Here is a 21777-nt window from a genome sequence, read left to right as displayed (position 1 = left end):
AACAAAGGAAGAATGAAAAATTCTTCCTTAAAATAAGGAGCTAGTCTTGAAAAATTTAATCACTCGACTTTTTATTGTCCTTTTTACTCTTTTTATGCCATCAGGATTTATTTTTGCTGAAGCTAATGGAGAAATAGGATCAATAGAAGGTGTAAAAAGTATTAGCTTAGCACAAGCTCAAGAAATGCTAGATCAAAACAATACTTATTTTTTTGATGTCAATTCAGAGCAAGATAGACAAGCTAATGGCTATATACCTAATTCCATATCAACCTATGTGGAAAATTGGCAAAATTTATTACCTAATGATAAAAATGCAAATTTAGTATTTTATGGTTTAAATCGTTTTAGATTTGAAGCTTCTCAAGCTGCTGCAGTTGCTATAGAACTTGGCTATAAGAACTCTGTTGTAATGCTTGATGGTATTGAATCATGGGTAACCTCAGGTAGAAAAGTTGAAAAAATAGACACAGTTAAATGGGAAAAAGCTAAAGAAATTATCGAGTTTAAAGATACTATCCACTCAAGATTTAAATTTAGCAACACCCCATCTTGTCGTGATTGTCATGCTCAAAAAGGCAAAGGCATTAGAGCTGATATTGCAGCAAGTAAAAACTTAATCAATCAAAAATGTGCAACTTGCCATGAAAAAGCAAGCAATGCTTTGGCAAAAAGCGCTCATGGGGTGCAAGAGTTCTTACCTACTCAAGATACACAAAAGAAAAAAGAAAAACCATCTTGTGCGACTTGTCACTCTGTTCATATCACTCCAAAACATTCAGGAATTTATTCACAAAAACAATTAGTCGATCAAAAGTGCGCACAATGCCATAAACAAAAAAGCACAACTTTTCATATGACTTTCCATGGTAAGGGTATGGTATTAAGTACGCCAGGTGAAACTCCAAGTGTTGCTACTTGTTCTGATTGTCATGGTAAACACAATATATTAAAATCAAGCGAAAGAAGCTCAACTCTCTCGCCGATTAACCGTGTTCAAACTTGCAAATCATGCCACCCAAATGCAAATGAAAATTTCGTAAATTGGATGGCGCATGCTGATCATAGCGATGGCGAAAAATATCCTGGATTACATGGTGCTTATATATTCATGACTATTTTAGTGATTTCTGTGTTTGTTTTCTTTGGAGCTCATACTATACTTTGGTGCTTGCGTTTAATTGCTATGCGTATAAAATATCCTAAAGAATGGAAAGAAGCAAGAAAGGCAGCACATGAAGATAAAGTAAGAGTAAGAAGATTTAGTACTTTCCATAGAATTCAGCATTTCTTTATGGCAGCTAGCTTTTTGGGTCTTGCATTCTCAGGCTTACCACAAAAATTCTATGATTCAGCGTGGGCTAAACCTATGATTGATTTAATGGGTGGAGATATCATTAACGCAGCAACCATACATCATATTTCAGCCATAGTAATGTTTGCAGTATTTTTCTCTCACATTGGAGAAATCATCATTGTAAATTGGAAACGCCGTGATGTAGCAAGAGATCCAATAACTGGTAAAATAAGCTTTATGAAAGTTTTAAAAGCTACTTTTGGTCCTGATTCTTTAATGCCAAATTGGCAAGATTTTAAAGATATGAAAGATCATTTTAAATGGTTTTTTGGTTTTGGACCAAGACCGCAATTTGACCGCTGGACTTATTGGGAAAAATTTGATTATTTAGCAGTATTTTGGGGTATGTTTATCATTGGTATTTCAGGTCTTATTTTATGGTTTCCTGCTTTCTTTGGTAAATTTTTACCAGGTGAAGCAATCAACTTAGCAACCCTACTTCACTCTGATGAAGCTTTACTTGCTACAGGATTTATTTTTGCAATTCACTTCTTTAATACACATTTTAGAGCAGATCGCTTCCCTATGGATATGGTGATTTTTTCAGGAAGTATTAGTGAAGAAGAGATTAAACAAGAAAGAAGCGTATGGTATAAACGCTTAAAAGAAAGTGGAAAATTAAGCACTTTATATGAAAATAAAAGTAACTTCAAAGCATATCAATGGCTAGCTAAACTTGCAGGATTTGCAATGCTAATCACTGGTTTGGTATTTTTATTTTTAATGCTTTATACTTTCTTTAACACTATCTTATAACCTTATTCGCTATAATAGCGAATAAGGACTTTTCCTAACTTTTTCAAGGATTTTAAATGTTTAAAATAATACTCACACTTAGTTTTTTAAGTATTTTTTTTATAGCTTGTTCTAATGAAGAAAAACTTGATTCTAATTTAATCTCAAGTGGCACACAATTTTCTAAAGAAAATTTGCAAAAAGCAAATGATTTAGATAAAAAATCTTATGAAGAAATAGCTCATTTATTTAAAGATAATGCAAATATAAAAAGTGATGATAAAAACATTTTAATCATTTTCAGTGCAAATCACTGCTTATATTGTGATAAATTAAAAGAAGAAATTAAGAATGATAAAAAAATACAAGAACTTATAAAAGAAAAATACAGCTCTTATTATATAAATATAAGCTATAAAAAAATTCATACATTTTATAAAAACCATAAAAGTGATTTAAGTACAGCTGAACTTTCTAGTATCTATAATATAGTAGCCACCCCTACTATTGTAATTTTAAACAAAAACAGCCAAACTTTGCTAAATTATCCTGGTTTTATTAGTGCAAAAAGATTAAGCGCTACAATGGAGTTTTTAAACCAAAAAGAAAATCAAAATTTAGACGAAGCAACCATAGCACAAAAACTTATACATTTTTATAAAGAAAATAATATTTAAAGGTTAAAAATGCAGTATTTTTTTTCTTTTGCAATGAGTTTTTTACTAATGAGCATATATGCTATAGCTTGCGCTGTAGCAACTTTCATAGAAAATGATTTTGGTATTAGCACAGCTAAAGCTTTGATTTATAATAATGCTTGGTTTGATATGTTGCATTTATTACTAGGTTTAAATTTAATCGGAGTGATATTTTATAATAAGCTTTTTCAAAAGAAAAAATACTCTATCTTACTTTTACATTTATCTTTTATAGTGATTTTAATCGGTGCTGGACTTACTAGATATTTTGGCTTAGAAGGTGGAATGCATATAAGAGAAAATCAAAGCTCTAGCACCATAGTTACTAGAGAAGAATTTATAAAAATTACTGATTTTGATACTAATGCTAGTTTTGAATTTCCTATTAGCTTTACCCCGCTAACTCAAAAGCATTTTGAAAAAACTATAGACCTAAATGGCGAAAAATTAATCATAAGCTCTATCAAATATACTCCACAAAAAGATTCTATCACACCTGCTAGCTTAAAATTAAATATTACTTATCAAAAAGCAAATACACAAATAATCTTAAATCCAAATTTTACAAACAAACAAGCAGTGCATTTTAACTTACAAGGAAAAGATTTTACTATCAATTGGGGACCAAGAGAAATTAAGCTTCCTTTTGCATTACACTTAAAAGATTTTATACTAGAGCGTTATTTAGGCTCTATGAGTCCATCTTCTTACACTTCAAAAATTCAAATCATAGATGAGCAAAATAATATTAACTTAGATTATGATATTTTTATGAATAATGTTCTTGATTATGGTGGATATAGATTTTTTCAAAGCTCTTATGATCAAGATGAGCAAGGCACTATACTTTCAGTTAATAAAGATCCTGGTAAAATCCCTACTTATATAGGTTATACTTTATTGATTTTAGGATTTTTATGGGTTTTATTTGATAAAAACTCAAGATTTCATCGTTTAAGTGTTTATTTAAAAAAAGGCCAAAGTTTTATATTGCTTATTTTGCTTTTTGCAAATTTACAAACTCCGCTTTTTGCACAAGAAAATAAAAATGAAATTTTAAATTTACTCTCAAATTTACAAAAGAATTCCTATGAGCATTCTTTAAATTTTGCAAAATTACTTGTGCAAGATCATAATGGTAGAATCAAACCTTTAGATACTTTAGCAATGGAATTTGTTTATAAAATCACTCAAAAAGAAAAATTTTTAAATCTTCACTATGATCAAATTTTTCTAGCAATGATGATTTATCCTAAAGAATTTAGAAAAATCAAAATGATAGCTACCAAAACAAGCAAGCTAAGAGAATTAATAGGCGCAGATATAAATGAAAAATACATAGCATTTGATGATGTGTTTGATAATGGAGTATATAAGCTTAGCAATTATATTGAAGAAGCTAACCGCAAAAAGCCTTCATTAAGAACTAGCTTTGATAAAGATTTGCTAGCCTTAGATGAAAAAATAAATCATGCATATTATATTTATAGCGGTCAAGTTTTGACTATTTTTCCTGATATTAATGAGCAAAGTTTAAAATGGTACTCACCAGTGCAAATTTTACCCTTTGCAAAAGAAGATGTTGAGCGTTTGCAAATGCTTTTAGTTAGCTATTTTTTACAAGTTCGCAATGGTATTGAAAATAATCAATGGCAAGATGCAAATGAAATTTTACAATCTTTAAAAGATTTTCAAAATCACTATGGAAGCAGTGTTTTACCGCCAAAAGAAAGATTAAATCTTGAAATACTACTTAATCATTATAATATCTTTGATAATCTAACTTTTGTTTATATTAGCTTTGCGTTAGTGTTTTTCTTTTTAAGTTTTTATACTATATTAAAAAATATTGCTTTATCTGCCTTTGTATATAGATTTTTTTACATCATTTTAAGCATGTGTGTAATCATACATGCACTAGCTTTAATCATTCGTTGGTATGTAGGTGGGCATGCTCCTTGGAGTAACGCTTATGAAAGTATGATTTATATCGCTTTTGCTTGTGCGATAAGTGCTGTGATATTTTTTAGAAAATCACTCTTGGCTTTATGTGGGGCTAGTTTTTTAGCAGGTATTTCACTTTTTGTAGCTCATCTTGGCTTTATGGATCCTCAAATTGGAAATTTAGTACCTGTTTTAAAATCATATTGGCTTAACATTCATGTTTCAATTATAACAGCAAGCTATGGATTTTTAGCACTTTGTTTTATTATAGGAATTTTGAGTTTAATTCTTTTTGCTTTAAGGGGTAAAAATAAAAATATAGATTTAAACATCATCAAACTACACTGTGTTAATGAAATGTCTATGATAATAGGACTTGCAATGCTCACAATAGGAAATTTTTTAGGCGGAGTTTGGGCTAATGAAAGCTGGGGAAGATATTGGGGTTGGGATCCAAAAGAAACTTGGGCTTTGATTTCCATTGTAGTTTATACTATGGTATTGCACTTAAGATTTATTTTTAAAACTTATTTTATTTTTGTTTTTGCAAGTGCTAGTGTTTTAGCCTTTTATACCATATTAATGACTTATTTTGGAGTAAATTTTTACCTTTCTGGACTTCATTCTTATGCAAATGGTGATGCTTTTCCTATACCGACTTTTGTGTATATTTTGATTGTACTTAATTTTGTTTTAATTATAAGTGCAGGAAGAAAACGGGATTTAAATACGCCTAGTTTTTAAACTAGGCTTTACTTTTTTCTATTTCTTGAAGTGCTAGAATAAGATCTTTTAAATTTTCATAAGGAACATGAATTTTCCAATCTATTCCATTTTCTTTTTTTAAAGCCACACCTATACTTAAGACATCATTACTTCCTATACCATAAGGATTAGAAAGATTACAAAGACTTATTTCTCCGCTTTTACTGCCATGTAATTCTATAGTTTTAAATATTTTTTTACTCATGTTTATCCCTAAAAGCTGTGATAATTTTTGCTTGAAATTTCAACCAATCTTTTTGAAGCATAATAGGAAAACCACCATAAACCCTAGCACCTTCTAAATTTTTAGTGACCCCACCTCTTGCGGCTATGGTAGCAAAATCTCCTATTTCTAAATGCCCGCTTGTAGCACTTTGTCCACCCATAGTGACATTTTTACCTAAAATACTTGAGCCTGAAATTCCACTTTGAGCCACTATAAGACAATTCTCCCCTACTTCACAATTATGCCCTACTTGAACAAGATTATCAATCTTTGTGCCTTGCTTTATGATAGTGCTTTCAAAAACCGCTCTATCGATAGTCGTGCAAGCTCCAACTTCCACAAAATCTTCTAAAATAACATTCCCATTATGATAAATCTTATAATGCTCGCCATTTTTTGTATGCGCATAACCAAAACCATCACTACCTATAACACAATTTGCCAGTAAATGACATTTTTTACCTATTTTAGTATCATTATAAATCACAACATTTGGATGGATTATAGTATATTCACCTATACTTACATTATCACCTATATAAGCACCTGCCATTATCACCACATGATCAGCTATTTGGACATTTTCGCCTATATAAACATTTGGCATAATCTTGGCACTTTTAGCAATTTTAGAATTTTTCTTTTCACTAGAGATTAAAGGTTTGGCAAAAAGTTTACTTAAAAGCGCAAAAGATAAATGTGGATTATCAACGACTAGCTTAATGCAATCTTTTGAAACTAAATTTTCAAATTCTTTTGAGACTAATATAGCCCCAGCTCCACTACTTGCAATTTTTTTAGAGTTTTTTTCTCCATCACAATAACTAAGTTCAGTAAAACTTGCATTATTTAATGAATTTAAAGCTGTAATTTCTATATCATCTCCACAATATTCTATGCCTAAAAATTTAGCAATTTCACTAATTTTCATTTTACCTCCATTAAAATAGAACCACTTCTAACTACACTAATAGGATTATACTTTTTCATGGTTTTTAAAAAGTTATCAATATTTTTTGCATTATCACTTGCCATTACTATAATAAACTCATCATCACTATAAGTTACACTGCCATTATAAGCTTTTAATATAGCATCTAAGCCCGCAAAATTTTCATTTAAAGCAATCTTTACCAAAGCTGTTTCTTTTTCTATAAAATCACTAGAATCAATCACCTTATAAGTAGGTATGAGTTTATGTAGTTGTTTAATAATTTGCTCAAAAACTTTTTCATCGCCTAGAGTAACGATATTAATCCTTGAGAATTCTTTATCATCAAGTGGTGCAACTGTAAGAGATTCTATATTATAACCGCGTCCTGAAAAAAGCCCAACAACGCGTGATAATACCCCATGCTCATTTAATACAATGACAGAAATTACTCTTCTTTTCATTTTTTATCCTTGTTTTTATAGCTAGGTAAAATCATATTATAGATTGCTCCACCTGCAGGCACCATAGGTAATACATCTTCATAACGATCTATAGCTACATTTAAAACACAAGTTTTTTTAGATTCTAAGGCTGCTTTAAAAGCTTTTTGAAATTCTTCTTTATTAAAGACATTATAACCCTCACAATGAAAACCTTTAGCAATAGTAACAAAATCAGGTTGACTTGTTAAATCTGTATTAGAAAATCTTTCTTTATAAAACATACTTTGCCATTGTCTTACCATACCTAAAAAAGAATTATTTAAAATGATATTAATCACTTTGATTCCATAGGCACTTGCTGTCATTAGCTCTTGGATATTCATTAAAAAAGAACCATCGCCTACAAAATTTATTACCACTTCTTCACCCACAGCTAATTTAGCTCCAAGTGCAGCCGGTAAAGAATACCCCATAGTTCCTTGTCCACCGCTTGTTGCAAGTTGTCTTGCATAATTAAAAGGATAAAATTGCGCTACCCACATTTGATGTTGTCCTACATCAGTAATTATCCTTGCATCCGGAGCCAATCTAGCACATTCTTCTATAACCCATTGAGGTTTTAAAACTTCATCACTATCTTCATAGATTAAAGGATATAATTGCTGGTATCTTTGTAAAGTTTTAAACCATTCTTGGTATTTTGTATTGTCAAAACTTTCTTTTTTTAATTCTTCTAAGGTATCTAAAATAACACTTTTAATATCTCCAACTATAGGAAAATGCGCTTCGATAATTTTAGAAATAGAACTTGGATCTATATCAATATGAACGATTTTTGCTCCCTTAGCAAACTCACTTGTTTTACCAGTAATCCTATCATCAAATCTAGCACCCACAGCAATGAGCAAATCACACTCACTTAAAGCAATATTTGCACAATAACTCCCATGCATACCTGCCATTTTTAAATTAAGCTCATCATCACTTCTTAAAGTCCCTAAAGCCATCAAAGTTTCAACTGCAGGAATTTGACAAAAATGAATCAATTCTCTTAATTCATCACTAGCATTAGAAGCTATACAACCTCCACCTAGGTAAAATAAAGGTTTTTGAGCATTTTTAATCAAACTTACTAATTTTTTAATTTGCTTGATATTTCCTTTATAGGTTGGTTTGTAAGTTTTCATAGAAATTTCTTTAGGATAATACCATTTACCTATAGCAGCAGTAACATCTTTAGGTATATCAATATGCACAGGCCCTTTTCTACCTGTTGTTGCAATATAAAAAGCTTCTTTTAAAATTTTAGGTAATTCTTCGATATTTTTTACTAAATAATTATGCTTTACACAAGGTCTTGAAATACCTATAGCATCGATTTCTTGAAAAGCATCTGTTCCTATTAAAGAATTTGCAACTTGAGCTGAAATTAAAACCAAAGGTATAGAATCACTATAAGCAGTGGCTAAACCTGTAACTGTATTAGTAAAACCAGGTCCACTTGTAACTACTGCCACACCAACCTCACCACTCATTCTAGCATAAGCATCAGCACTATGCAAGGCTGCTTGCTCGTGTCTTACTAAAATGTGTTTAAAATGGGTTTGCTTATAAATTTCATCATAAATATTTAAAGCCGCACCACCAGGGTAACCAAAAACTACTTTAACATTTTCTTCTTTTAATGCTTCACAAATCATTTGCGAGCCATTTAGCTCTTTCATTATTTTACCTTTTTGCTTAAAATGGAAAATATTATAACGATAATTTAATAAATATTATTTTATAAGAAGAGTTTCTTGAAAAATCAAGAAACTACTTGTGCTTTTTTAGCGTATTCTATACCTAAATCAAAAGCTTTGGCATTTGCTTCTTTAGTTTTTGCAGGTACCATATCAAGCATAGTTTGTTTTAATGCATCAATATCAATGCATTTGCTCATATAAGCAGCTATAGCTAGAGCAACGACTGATTGAGTAGCTACATTCCCTACTTCTTCTTTAGCTATAGTAATGATAGGAATTTCAAAAATTTTCCATTTAGCATAATCTTCTTTACTTGGATGAACTAAATTTGGTTCTATAACTATAACACCACCATCACAAACACCATCTTTGAAACTATGATAACCTTTATCAGCAGTTGAAAGCATAAAACTAACTTCACCTTCTACTGCATAAGGAAAAAAGATTTCATTTTCATCAATGATAATATCAACCTTAGTTGGCCCACCTCTAACTTGAGAAGTATAAGTAGAAGCTTTAAAAGCATTGCGTCCTTCTTTAATGGCAGCTTTAGCTAAAATTTCACCTGCAGTGATAACCCCTTGTCCACCTTCACCGCAAAATCTTAATTGATATTTCATTTTAATGCTCCTAAATCAACCATTCTTTTTTCTTTCAAGGCTCTTCTAACTTCCTCATAAGCTTCGCAATATTCTGCCTTGCTTTCATCTTGATGCAAAATTCCTGTAGGGAATTTATCTGCTCTTTGCTCATAATCTAATTGTTCAAATTTAGACTTTTCAACGCAACGATTTTTAATCCAATCAAGCATGCTTACAGCTTCACCCATTTTGTTTTTTCTACCAAGATTAATATGGCAGTTTGAAAATACATCTACAAAACTATAACCTTTGTGAGATAAAGCTTTAAAAATGATATTTTCAAGCTTATTTGCCTCTATAACATTTGTTCTTGCTACAAAAGAAGCCCCAGCAGCTTTAGTAAGTTCACAAGCGTCAAAATTTGGGTCTATATTACCCGCTTGAGCTGTAACAGTGTAAAATCCTTGTGGGGTAGTTGGTGAAGTTTGTGAATTTGTAAGACCATAAATAAAATTATTGATTAAAATATGAGTTAAATCTATATTTCTTCTACATCCATGGATGGTATGATTTCCACCAATTGCTAAAGTATCGCCATCCCCGCTTACTACGATTACATGTTTTTTAGGGTTTGCTAGTTTAATCCCTGTTGCATAAGCAATAGCTCTACCATGGGTAGTATGCACTGTATTGCAATTTACATAAGAACTCATTCTACCACTACAACCTATACCAGAAACCAAGCAAACATCATCCATATTCCAGCCAAGTTTTTGAATAGCTCTAATAATAGCTTTTAAAACAACGCCATCCCCACAACCCCAGCACCATTGTGTTGGAAGTTTATCTACTCTTAAATATTCATCGTAATTAAAAGCCATTTTACATATTCTCCTTTACTTTAGCAATAATTTCACTCGGGGTTATAGGACGACCATTTGCACGGTGCAAGCTAATAAAATCATCTCTTTTGCTTACTCTTTGAATTTCTTCTAAATATTGCCCCATATTAAGCTCACTTACCATAACTTTTTCAAATTTAGATACCACTTGAGCTATTTTTTTCTCAGCTACTGGATAAAGCGTGATTGGTCTAAAAAGTCCTACTTTTAAACCCTCTTCTCTAAGTCTTAAGATAGCTTCTTTAGCAGATCTTGCAACACTACCATAAGCAATGATTAAAAACTGTGCATCATCACACATAAACTCTTCATAAGTACAAATTTCATCGGTATTATTTTTGATCTTACCAAATAATCTTTTGATATTTTTATCTACTATTGCTCCATCTTCTGTTGGAAAGCCTATATCACCATGATGAAGTCCTGTGACATGATAACGATAACCTTCAAAGAAAGGATTTAGCGTAGCAGCTTCATTTTCACCTGCTGCATAAGGTTTATAATCTTTTTTATCGCCTGTGAATTTTTTGCGGTTGATGATTTTTAATTCTTCTAAATCAGGTAATTTTGCCTTACCATTCATGTGTCCTATGGTTTCATCTAAAAGTAAAAATACTGGAGTCATATATTTTTCAGCTAGATTAAAAGCTCTAATAGTTTCAGTGTAAGCTTCTTCTAATGAAGCAGGAGCTAAAGCTATACTTGCATAATCTCCGTGTGTTGGAGCTTTTGCTTGAAATAAATCACCCTGTGCAACCCTTGTCGGAAGGCCAGTTGAAGGACCACCTCTCATAACATTTACAATTACTAGTGGAATTTCAGCTATAAAACCCAAACCAATTTGCTCAGCTTTTAAAGAAATTCCGGGCCCACTACTTGCTGTCATGGATTTTACTCCACTCATAGAAGCACCCAAAGCCACGCTAATACCTGAAATTTCATCCTCCATCTGTATAAAAGTACCATCATTTTTTGGTAGCATATGGCTTAGTTCATGCGCTATTTCAGAACTTGGGGTAATTGGATAACCACCAAAAAATTTACAGCCACAATCAATCGCAGCTTTTGCTACTAAAACATTACCTGTTGATATCACTTCTCTCATTGTTTTTCCTATGCGTTTAATTTTTTATATTTATTTTCTTTAATAGCTTGTGCTCTTTCTTTAGCTTCAGGTGTAAGCTTTGCAAATTTAAATTCATCTCTTTTAGCAACAAAAATCGCAAAATCAGGGCAGTGACTTTCACATTCACTACAGCCTATACAAGAATCAGGATGAACCACTTCTATCATCTGCCCTAAAACTGCACTGATTTCATCTCTCATTGCTAAAACTCCAGCCGGGCAATAACTAACACAAATATTACAAGCTTTACATCTTGCTTCATCAACCCAAACTGGTGTATTTTCTGGGGTTACCATTAATATTCCTTTCAAAATTTATTATTTTTAATGATTTTTTATCAAAAATTATTTTTAAAACAAACTTTTTATTATAGCGAATTTATAGCATGAATTAATATTATTTAATATATAAAGTAAAACAAATAGGTATATATAACGCAAAGTAACATTAGGAGTAAAAAACTCCTAAAAATTATTTATAATTATACTGAATGAGAGAATTTTCTAATGCAATTTGTTCTTGATTGTCTAATTTTAACTCTAAAGTTTCAAGCACCCCATCAAGACTAATCCTTGCCATAACCCCAAAAGCTTTTTCTTTTATACCATATTCTCCATCTAAAATCACACATATTGGTAAAAATTCTCCACTTCTTAAAGCCTCTATCATCCTCACACAAGAACTAGCAGGAGCTAGATAGGCTGAAGTTTTTAAATATTTTATAATTTTAGCACCACCTGTTTTAACCTCTTGTTCTATTTGAATAATATCTTGCTTATTTAAGACTTCACTTAAGGCTTTGTTTTGAACTTTGCTTTGAGATTTTACCAAAACCATACTATCATTGTGAAAACCTATAAGTTTAGTATCTATACAAGAAGTTTTTATGTTTAGTTTTTTACTCACTTCATATTTAAATCTAGCATTATCTAAAACACCCGCCATAGCAATGATTTTTTTTGATGAAAATATTTTACTTTCATAAAGAGCATTGAGTAAAAAATCTACAGGATTACTTACTATGATAAACAAAGGATCATTGTTAAATTTTTTAATATTTTTTGCGCACTCAAGCATTATTTTAGAATTAATAGCAAAAAGCTCATCTCTGCTTTGACCTTCTTTTCTAGCTACTCCCGCACTAAAAATAACCACTTGAGAATTTTTTGAGTGCACATAATCATCCGTGCAAGTTATTTTAATATCAAAATTAAAAGCAATCATGCTTTGACTTAGTTCTAATTCTCTAGCAAAAAGCAAGTCTTTATTAATATCAATCAACACAAGCTCATCAACTAACTCCCTTAAAATCAAAGCATAAGCAGTACTTACACCAACATTTCCTGCACCTATGATAGTAATTTTCATTTTTACTCCTTTTTGTGTTTATTTCACTAAATTAGCTGGTAATTCAAAAATATTTTTAATTAAATGATAAGGAAGTTGTAAGCTTTGTGCAATAAGTTGAGTTTTAAACTCAGGATTTTCCACTGTTCCGCTTAATTTAATTTGCGTGCTAATTTGCCTATCCTTGCCTAGTATGATTTGATTGATAATAGGAACTTTTGAAATGACTGAACTGGCTGATTTTAGCGTTCTAAGCTCTAATAAACCATCAACTTGACCACTTCTTAAATTGATTTTAGCTTGACCTAAAATATCTGCACTATCGCCATTAAAATTAAGTGCATCTATCTCAAAAAGATCTTTTTTACGGTTAAAACTTATACCAGCATTTTCTACACTAAAACCTTTTTCATTAAAGGTAGGGGCTTTAAACAAAATTAAACTAGGTATGGTATCGATGAAACTTAAAAGCTGTTGATGAAATTTTAAATCTTTTAAATATGTATTTTTAAATAAAAACTTGCCTTTGAAAAAATCAGTGCTATTGCCATCTATATAAAGATTAAATTCACCTTTTTCAAAAATATTTTGATGCATAAAAGTATTTAAAAAATCATCATCCATTTTTAAAGCTCTAACTTGCATTTGATTTTCTTTGAGTAAAAAATCAAATTTAGATTCATCCCTATTTGCCCAAGCTTTTATATAGTTTTTTTTGATTTTAGCATTAAATTGATCAAAGTCTAAAGTTTTATTAAAATCATTTAAAATTAAATCTATATTTTTACCACCAATGTTATAAGTTATATTTTCAAGAGTATCTAGAGTATTTTCTGTGTCTTTTTGTGAAATCAATAAATTAACATTGTTTAAAGTAATATTAATATCATCATTCTCTTTTTGCGCAAAAACACTACCACTTACACTAGTTAAATTAAAATCATCTCCTTTTATTTTTATACTAAAACTATCATACTCATAAGGATTATTATCTTTAGAAAGTAAAAATGATTCAAAAGTAGTATTGTTTATATCTACATCAAAATCTTTAAAATCCAAAGTATTTAATAGCAATTCTCCATCATGCACATTATTCTTTTGCATTAATTTAGAATAATTTTTATATTTTGCAAGTTTTTCAACATAAACAGACATGCCTTGATCAAAATTTAAAGTTGTGGTAAGTTCTTTATTGTATAAACTAATATTTTTATCAAAATCAAGGTTTAAATCAAGAAATTTATTTTCCATTTTTAAGCTCTCTTGCGGTAACTCTAAGTTTGTTATAAAGGTTTTAAAATCACCTTTTTTCTGCTTCAAATCAACACTTGCATTAAAATCACCATTAATCATGCTACTTTGCACACTTGCATTTTGTATACCTAGCTTATCTTTTTTCAATGTAACATTTGCTTGAGCTATCTTAAAATCACTTATATTTATATTTGAGTTAATAATATTAAAACTACCATTATAAGTAATTTTCTCAGGATACTCAAAAGGAATTTTTAATACTAAATCAGTCTTTGCAACACCATTATTTTGCAAAAATGGTAATTTTATATCATATAAAAGTAAAATTTTATTAACCCTATAATCAGCTCTAGCATTATCACTTTTAATACGTATATAAATTCCTGCTTTCTCATTTAACATATTGTCTATATAAATTTGACTTTGAGTTAAATCATAACTATTAAAACGCAATTCATCATAAATAAAATCAAGTCTTTGTTTAGCAAATTCAAGTCTTACAAAAGGACTTACAATAGGATCTATGCCTTTATCTAAAACTACTTTTAAATTATTTACATAACCTTTGGCACTAATATCATTCAAATAATATCTATGTTTTCCAAAGTCTGCAAAACCAGTTAATTTTTCTATAAAATAAAAATCAGCCTTTACCTTACCACCCACCCAAAGAGCAAGATTAGAAGGCAAATGCACTCCATTTTCTACTAAAATATCAAAAATTTGCGAAATATTATTTGAGCTGATATTTTCTAATTCATAAGCGACCTCTTCTCTTTTGAGTGAGAATTTAACATCACTTTTTAAAAAATCACTATCAATTTTACCTTTAAAAGTATAAAATTTTGTCTTAGGATTGATAAGCAAGGAACCAATTACGCTAAGATTATAATCTTTTAAAAGAAAATTATCAATATTAGCTTGTATATTTTTATCACTAATTTTTAAATTTACTTTTACCAAAAGATTTTTGCTATTTACAAAAAATAGATTATTTTTATAAATTAACTCCACAGGATAGTTATTAACAAGCATTTCATCAATATTGATTTCTTGAAAAAACCAATAAATATATTTTACATCTTTAATAAGCTGCACAGCTTTACTTGCGCTAGTTTCATTTTGAGTGTTTTGACTTTGAGAATTTACTACGACTTTTTTAGCATTTAAAATGAGTTTTTTATCTAATTTAATATATAATTTCTCCAAATTAATAGAAGAAAATTCTAATTTTTCTATATAAATTCCATTTTTGAGGTAAATAAACAAAGCAATGAAAAGTATCATAGGTAATGCTAAAAATTTAAGAATTTTTTTAATATGTTGTGATTTGATTTTAATTTTTCTTTTATCCATTTTTTACTATCTACTTTTACCCATAAAAACAAACTCTGTAGTTTTTATACCACAAGGTTCTGTTAGCAAGATTATAACGCAATTAGATAAAAATAACTATAAAATGAGCAGCATTGATAAATATACTTTATATTTTTTGGGCCATCCGCAATCTGGCTGGATAAATGTAGGTACAAAAGAGTTAAATAGAGTTGAATTTTTACATAAGCTTACCGTCGCTAAGGCAGCGCTTGAAACCATTACTTTAATTCCCGGAGAAACGACTGAAATTTTCTTTGAAGAATTAGCACCAAAGTTAAATTTAAACGCTAAAACCTTAATGCAAGAATTTTACAAACAAAGTCCTTTTAAAGAAGGTATGCTTTTTCCTGAAACTTATAAAATTCCAAAAGGTATCACAGAAGAGCTTTTAGTAAAATATCTTTTGGCTTATTCTACAAATGAATTTAAAAAACTTTCTTATAAAATTTTTAGAGAATATAATGAAAAAAAATGGCATGAATATATCATTATAGCGTCCATTATACAAAAAGAAGCAGCGAGTAATGAAGAAATGCCTATAGTTTCATCTGTGATTAAAAATCGCTTAAGAAAAGGTATGAAGCTTCAAATGGATGGAACATTAAATTATGGAAAATACTCTCATGAAAAAATCACCCCGCAAAGAATAAGATCAGATAATAGTTCTTATAATACTTATAAATTTAATGGCATACCAAAAGAAGCTGTGTGTAATGTTTCATTTGAAGCTATTAAGGCAGCTATTTTTCCTGCTAAAACAGAATATTTATATTTTGTAAGAGATAAAAAAACCAATAAGCATATTTTTACCTCTACTTTAAAAGATCATAATAAGGCAATAAGAAATTAATTATAAAATTTCTCTTTGCCCTTTTGCATCAGGTTCACTTAAAACACCTGTTTGCGAAAGCTGTTCTATGATATTTGCTGCGCGGTTGTAGCCTATTTTTAAGCGTCTTTGTAAATATGAAATACTAGTTTTTCTATCCTCTAAGATCACAGCCTTTGCTTCTTCATAAAGTTCATCTAAATCCCCATCATCAAATTCACTTCTTTTATAAACCCCATCTTGACTATCATCTTTTAAAAAACTCTCATCATATTCTACTACTTGTTGAGCTTTTAAAAACTCTACTATATTTTCAATTTCATTTTCACTTGCAAAAGGTGCGTGCAAACGCACTAAACCACTCATACCAGGAGGAGTAAATAAACAATCCCCACGCCCTAGTAAGCTTTCAGCACCCATAGAATCTAAAATAACCTTAGAATCTATCTTTTGCCCTACTTTATAAGAAATTCTACTTGGTAAATTTGCTTTTACAACACCAGTAACAACATCTACTGAAGGGCGTTGCGTAGCTACGATTAAGTGAATTCCACTTGCTCTTGCCATTTGCGCTAAACGACCTATATAAAACTCTACATCCTTACCCGCAGTCATCATTAAATCAGCCAACTCATCAATAATCACTACGATAAATGGTAAGATTTCGCCACCTTGCTCTTTGATTTTTTCATTGTAATTTTCTATATTTTTAGTTTTTGCTTCAGCCATCAAACGATACCTGCGTTCCATTTCAGCTACCATATTTGATAAAGCATTTACCGCCTTTTTAGGATCAGTAATTACCGGTGTAAGTAAATGTGGTATATCATTATAAATACTAAATTCAAGCATTTTAGGATCTATCATCATAAGTCTTAAGGTTTTTGGTGAATTTCTATAAAGCAAAGATAAAAGCATAGAGTTAATTCCCACACTTTTACCACTTCCTGTAGTTCCTGCTATTAAAAGATGAGGAAGTTTTTTAAGATCTGTGATGAAAGGATCGCCTACTATATCTTTACCCAAAGCTATGGTTAAAGGTGAGCTAGAATTTTTAAATACCTCGCTTTCTAAAATTTCTCTTAAGTAAATCGTATCGATTTTTTCATTTGGCACTTCAATTCCCACTACATCTTTACCTGGGATTGGAGCTTGAATTCTTATAGTTTGAGCTTTTAAAGCCATAGCTAAATCATCTTGTAAAGATAAAATTTTACTCACTTTAACATCTGCTGCTGGACGAAATTCAAAAGTAGTTACAACAGGACCTGTGTAAGTTCTAACTACATCTCCGCCTATTTTAAAGCGTCTTAATTTTTCCAATAAATCATAAATTTTTCTATCAATCTCTTCTTCATTGATCTCACTTTTGCCTTCTTTTGGCATAGTTAAAAAATCCAAAGGCGGTAAAGAAAAATCCTTTGGTTTTTCAAAATTTCCAAAGTCAAGATCTTTTAACAAAGCTTTATTTTCACTCACTTCATTAGTGATAGAATGGTGTGTTTTATTTTCTATTACTTCTATTATAGGCTCTTGGGTAATCTCAAATGGAAATTTTTCATCTTTGACTTCATTTTGCACTTCTTCTACTACAAAAGGATTTTCATAGTTTTTTTTACTTCTTAACTCTTCTATACTAATAGGCTTAGTAAAATCATCTTCACTAAAATCGAGTTCTTTTACTTCATTTTGTGGAATAAAATCCTCATCTTTAAATTCTTTTACCCCTAAAAAGCTAGTTTTATTTTGAATTTTTTTAAATTCAGCTTCTTTTTGTGCTTCTATAGCGTTTAATTCTTCAATTTTTTTAAAATCCTCATTAAGCTCTTCTAAGATTTTTTCTTTTTGTAAAGCTTTGTACTCTTCTAGTAATTTAGCTTTTTGTAGCATTTGCTCACGCTCTTTAAGCTCTTTAGCAAACAAAGAATTTTCTTCTATCATTTCTTCTTTGTTTTCATTTAAATCTATATTGCGTCTTTTATAGCTTGGTTCATCTAAATTTTTACTTTTTAAGGTTTGAGTATATATATCTTCGCTTTTATTTTTGTATTTTGATAAATACTCTTCAGGGGTCATTTCATCTTCCTTTATATTTATTTGACTAGCTTTTTGAGCAAAACTTACAATAGGCTCTGAAAGCTCATGAATATAGCTTGAACTTAACTTTTTATCCTCTTCACTAATTACAACATCTTCTAATTCTTGGTTTTTTAAATCTTCAAGATTAAATTTTTTATTTTCTTTAATTTCTTGCTTTGGCAATTCTTCCTCTTTAACAAGTTCTTCTTTTTCATCTTTAATTAAAAGTTCTTGTTTAAGCTTTTCTTGTTCTTCTTTGGTTTCATTTTCATATTTATCGCCACCAAAAAATCCAAAAATTTTATTTTTAATCAAAGTTTCAAGTTTTAAATAAAAATCAAAATTAAGCTCTATTTTAAATACTTCTTTAATAATTTGTGGAAAAGAAATACTAAAAGCAAATACTAAAAGCAAAATCACTAAGATTAAACTTCCTATTTTTCCAAAAAGTCCATCTAAAATCACAAACATAGCAGAAGCTATATAACCTTTATCTTGTAAAAATGCTGAGGCAAAAATAAGCGAAGCAAAAATACAAGCAAAAATAGCCACGCTAAATCTACGCTCAATAAGTTCAAAGTTATAATCATTTTTATATAAAAGATAATTAAACCAAAAAAAGACAAAAGGGTAAAATTTAGTCAATGATCCAAATAAAAAATAACTAAGTTTTGCTAAAGAATACCCTATAATACTTACTAAAGCTTGATCGGGTATCAAAGCACTTAAACAAAAATAAAAAATAAAAATATTAGAAATAACAAAAATAGCTTCTTTTTTTATAACATATCCTTTATAAAGAAAAAAGCTATTATATCAAAAAATTATAAGTAGTTTAATAAACTCATTTGAGAAATTTTAGAAGTAGCAGAAAGCATAGCTTGATAAGATACCATAGTTTGCATAAACTGCATATAAGTTTGCCCATAATCAGCATCAGTTACACCGCTTTTAATAGAAGCCACATTGATATTTAAAAAAGTCATTCTTTTATTTGTCTCTTCTATATTATTAGTGTAAGCTCCTATAGTTGTTTGCATTTTTCTAACATGATCTTGTAAATGATCAATTCTTTCTAAGGCACCTTGCAAACCTGTATTTCTAGGATCACTTCCTTCTGAATCAGCTCTCATATTGCCATTTAAAACAGCATCTATCATCTCGTCTAAGTCTTTAATCAAATCAATATTTGGATCATCGATTGTTAAAGAATTATTTGCACTAAACACAAATCCAGAACCATTACTTACTTCTCCTGCTGGCGGAAAACCACTGTTTGAATTTGAATCTTTTAAAGTAAGACCTATATTTGTATTAGTTGAAAATTTATCAGTAATACTTATACGACCCTTATAATCCATACTAACTTCTACAAAATCTTTAGAATTATTTATATTTTGTTGAATAGTTTGAAAATCGCCATTATTGATCGTTCCATTTGGATTTGCATTAATTGTGGTAGTTGGTACATTATCACTTGCAAACATACCTATAATATCATTTAATTGACCATAAGTAATGTCTTCAGGTCTTGTTTGCATACCTACTGAAGTTCCTGTTGCTTCATTATATTGGGAGTGAGTAATAGGAAAACTTATAGTTTGAGTAGGATCATTTGGATCAGGATAACTTACCGTTGAATTTTCTAAATCAATAGTTACATTGTATTTTTGACCACTTTTAGAAGTGATTTCCATTTGAAGTTGCTGACCTCTCATATCACCGTTAGCATTCGCTAAAACTTCACTTAATTTGGTGCTATCAGTAGCATATTCACTAGTACCTTTAATCACTTGAGAAACATTACCAAAAACAGTATTGCCATCTTTTTCAAAAGGCACATCAAAATCAGCCCCATTGGTTTTATTACCATTAATATTACTTTTAATAAAATCTGTTTTATGTATATCTACAGTAAATTGCTCGCCATTTACCTCAATAGTAACTGGACTCTTAGCATTATTTAAATCTCCATTATGAGAAGCTTCCATAATACGATTAGTCACTTCATCCATACTAATGCCCTCAGCGGCAGCAGCTTCACTTAAAGCTTTTATTTGATCTGCATCCTCAAGCTGCGGTGTCATAGCAACTGCATGAAAATCTAAAGAGCTATTACCCTCTTGTAAATTTTTAATTTCTATTTGACCACTATCATTCATAGTTACTTCAACAACTTTGTTTGCATCCGTGTTGCCATACAATTTACCAATATTTTCTAAAACATCACCTATTTTATCTTCAGGTCCTATATTAATAGTTGCCTTAAAGCTTGTTCCATCAGGTCTAACACCTTGAATATACATTGATGAGCTTGGAAAAGGTAGTTTACTATCTGCATAATCAAAATCTTTATCAGGGTCAAGTCCACCATTTTTCACATAATTTTGGCCTATAAGATAAGAAAATTTAGATTCTTCATCTAGATAATTCACAGTTTCAGGATAGGTTCCTGTATTATATCTCCCATCTATCATAGATACATTTGTGGAAATAATCTTACTAATATTTGAATCAGGTTTAAAAAATAAATCCCAACCAGGTATATTATAAGGAATTTGAGTTCCAGCACCACTTACTACGAAAATATTATCTTTGTTACCAGTATAATTTCCATATTTATCAAAAGGTTTTGTAGCTGTATTAGATCCTGCAAATAAATATTGACCGTTAATACTAGTATTTGCAATATTTACAATAGAATCTCTTATAAGTTCAAGCTCTTTTGCAATAGCTTCTCTTGAAGTTTGAGAATTTCCATCACTAGAAGCTTTTACCAAAAGTGTTTTAAATTTTTCCAAAAGCTCGGTGATGTTTTTTAAAGCTGTATCTGTATTTTTTGCCATTTCTTGTGCTGCTTGCGTTCCTTGAATAATCTGACCTATATTTGCCATTTCATATTCTAATCGTGAGCCATTAATATAAATATTTGCATTTTCCCAAGAGTGTTGAATAAGCTGACCTGTTTGCAATTGCAAATTATATTTATTAAGTAAAGACTGTCCATCCGTGTAATTTTGTATAGAAGTGTAGTAATTATACTGATTGCTAATTCTCATTATTTTGCTCCGCAAATAAAATTTTTTAATTATTTACAAGCAAAAAAAGTTCCAAATTTTAATGATATTTTAATATACTATATAAATATTTTATATTGTTTTAATTTTTTTTTAGTATAATTTCGCATTCTATATTTTTAATTTAAAATCTTAAAAAGCCCGAGTGGTGAAACTGGTAGACGCGCCAGACTCAAAATCTGGTAAGGGCAACCTTGTGTCGGTTCGAGTCCGACCTCGGGCACCATTTGTTTTTTACTCCCAAATGTTATTTTTCAATAAATTATCTTTAAAATCCTATATTTAAGGGATTATATAAACATTCTTTTTTATTCTATTTTGTTATTTTTTGTGTTAAAATATTGCAAAAAAAGTGGGC

The 21777-nt window shown here is 30.0% G+C and carries 15 protein-coding genes, 1 tRNA gene and 1 pseudogene; 5 read left to right on the top strand and 12 right to left on the bottom strand.

Going from position 1 to position 21777, the window contains the following annotated elements; translation table 11 throughout:
- The first annotated feature begins 94 nt into the window (after nt 1-94).
- From L8X40_RS07055 to ccsA, 3 genes are read left to right on the top strand one after another with little or no spacing between them, the layout of a single operon-like run.
- Complete coding sequence (locus L8X40_RS07055) at nt 95-2113, top strand: rhodanese-like domain-containing protein (protein WP_391530077.1); 2019 nt, start codon at nt 95-97, stop codon at nt 2111-2113.
- A 56-nt stretch (nt 2114-2169) separates the two neighbouring features.
- Entirely contained in the window at nt 2170-2769 is a 600-nt protein-coding gene (locus tag L8X40_RS07050) for a SoxW family protein (RefSeq protein ID WP_261545256.1), read from the top strand.
- A gap of 9 nt (nt 2770-2778) precedes the next feature.
- Nucleotides 2779-5478: a cytochrome c biogenesis protein gene (ccsA, locus tag L8X40_RS07045; protein ID WP_087700047.1), complete on the top strand. Its 2700-nt coding sequence runs from the start codon at nt 2779-2781 to the stop codon at nt 5476-5478.
- Between the two features lies 1 nt (nt 5479).
- Here ccsA and L8X40_RS07040 read toward each other — a convergent pair whose 3' ends face one another.
- From L8X40_RS07040 to L8X40_RS06995, 10 genes are all read right to left on the bottom strand, one after another.
- Nucleotides 5480-5704 carry a hypothetical protein gene (locus tag L8X40_RS07040; RefSeq protein WP_087700046.1) on the bottom strand — a complete coding sequence of 75 codons (225 nt, stop codon included), beginning with the start codon at nt 5702-5704 and terminating at the stop codon, nt 5480-5482.
- Nucleotides 5697-6656, bottom strand: a complete 960-nt coding sequence (gene lpxD, locus L8X40_RS07035; RefSeq protein ID WP_039628355.1) for a UDP-3-O-(3-hydroxymyristoyl)glucosamine N-acyltransferase — start codon at nt 6654-6656, stop codon at nt 5697-5699. The genes L8X40_RS07040 and lpxD overlap by 8 nt, the downstream gene beginning before the upstream one ends.
- On the bottom strand, nt 6653-7120 hold the full coding sequence (ilvN, locus tag L8X40_RS07030) for an acetolactate synthase small subunit (protein WP_039628356.1): 468 nt from the start codon (nt 7118-7120) through the stop codon (nt 6653-6655). The genes lpxD and ilvN overlap by 4 nt, the downstream gene beginning before the upstream one ends.
- On the bottom strand, nt 7117-8826 hold the full coding sequence (locus L8X40_RS07025; protein ID WP_214126307.1) for an acetolactate synthase large subunit: 1710 nt from the start codon (nt 8824-8826) through the stop codon (nt 7117-7119). The genes ilvN and L8X40_RS07025 overlap by 4 nt, the downstream gene beginning before the upstream one ends.
- Nucleotides 8827-8909: 83 nt before the next feature.
- Entirely contained in the window at nt 8910-9467 is a 558-nt protein-coding gene (locus L8X40_RS07020; RefSeq protein WP_263667592.1) for a 2-oxoacid:acceptor oxidoreductase family protein, read from the bottom strand.
- Nucleotides 9464-10309: a 2-oxoglutarate ferredoxin oxidoreductase subunit beta gene (locus L8X40_RS07015; RefSeq protein WP_087700040.1), complete on the bottom strand. Its 846-nt coding sequence runs from the start codon at nt 10307-10309 to the stop codon at nt 9464-9466. Before L8X40_RS07015 ends, L8X40_RS07020 begins: the two co-directional genes overlap by 4 nt.
- Before the next feature lies 1 nt (nt 10310).
- Nucleotides 10311-11435, bottom strand: coding sequence for a 2-oxoglutarate synthase subunit alpha (locus tag L8X40_RS07010; protein WP_263667591.1), 1125 nt, complete (start codon nt 11433-11435; stop codon nt 10311-10313).
- 8 nt (nt 11436-11443) lie between these two features.
- A complete protein-coding gene (locus tag L8X40_RS07005; RefSeq protein ID WP_250323647.1) occupies nt 11444-11752 on the bottom strand; it encodes a 4Fe-4S binding protein in 309 nt (102 codons plus the stop codon).
- 175 nt (nt 11753-11927) lie between these two features.
- Nucleotides 11928-12824: a malate dehydrogenase gene (locus L8X40_RS07000; protein ID WP_261530350.1), complete on the bottom strand. Its 897-nt coding sequence runs from the start codon at nt 12822-12824 to the stop codon at nt 11928-11930.
- 18 nt (nt 12825-12842) lie between these two features.
- The gene (locus L8X40_RS06995; RefSeq protein ID WP_263667590.1) at nt 12843-15344 is read right to left on the bottom strand and encodes an AsmA-like C-terminal domain-containing protein; all 2502 of its coding nucleotides are present in this window, start codon (nt 15342-15344) and stop codon (nt 12843-12845) included.
- On the opposite strand from L8X40_RS06995, the gene mltG reads away from it, so the two are divergent.
- The gene (mltG, locus tag L8X40_RS06990) at nt 15331-16284 is read left to right on the top strand and encodes an endolytic transglycosylase MltG (protein WP_087700031.1); all 954 of its coding nucleotides are present in this window, start codon (nt 15331-15333) and stop codon (nt 16282-16284) included. The genes L8X40_RS06995 and mltG overlap by 14 nt on opposite strands.
- Here mltG and L8X40_RS08610 read toward each other — a convergent pair.
- Both L8X40_RS08610 and flgL read right to left on the bottom strand, forming a co-directional pair.
- Nucleotides 16285-17805, bottom strand: a pseudogene (locus L8X40_RS08610) (DNA translocase FtsK); the annotation flags it as partial.
- A gap of 1361 nt (nt 17806-19166) precedes the next feature.
- Complete coding sequence (gene flgL, locus L8X40_RS06980; RefSeq protein WP_261545263.1) at nt 19167-21401, bottom strand: flagellar hook-associated protein FlgL; 2235 nt, start codon at nt 21399-21401, stop codon at nt 19167-19169.
- Between the two features lie 157 nt (nt 21402-21558).
- Between flgL and L8X40_RS06975 the strand changes: the two genes are divergently transcribed.
- Nucleotides 21559-21645, top strand: a tRNA-Leu gene (locus L8X40_RS06975).
- Nucleotides 21646-21777: the final 132 nt, after the last annotated feature.

Source organism: Campylobacter sp. CNRCH_2013_0855 (assembly GCF_025773025.1).
Lineage (GTDB): Bacteria > Campylobacterota > Campylobacteria > Campylobacterales > Campylobacteraceae > Campylobacter_D > Campylobacter_D jejuni_C.
The sequence above is the reverse complement of the archived record's forward strand: the minus strand, read 5'-3'. Positions and strand labels throughout refer to the sequence as shown.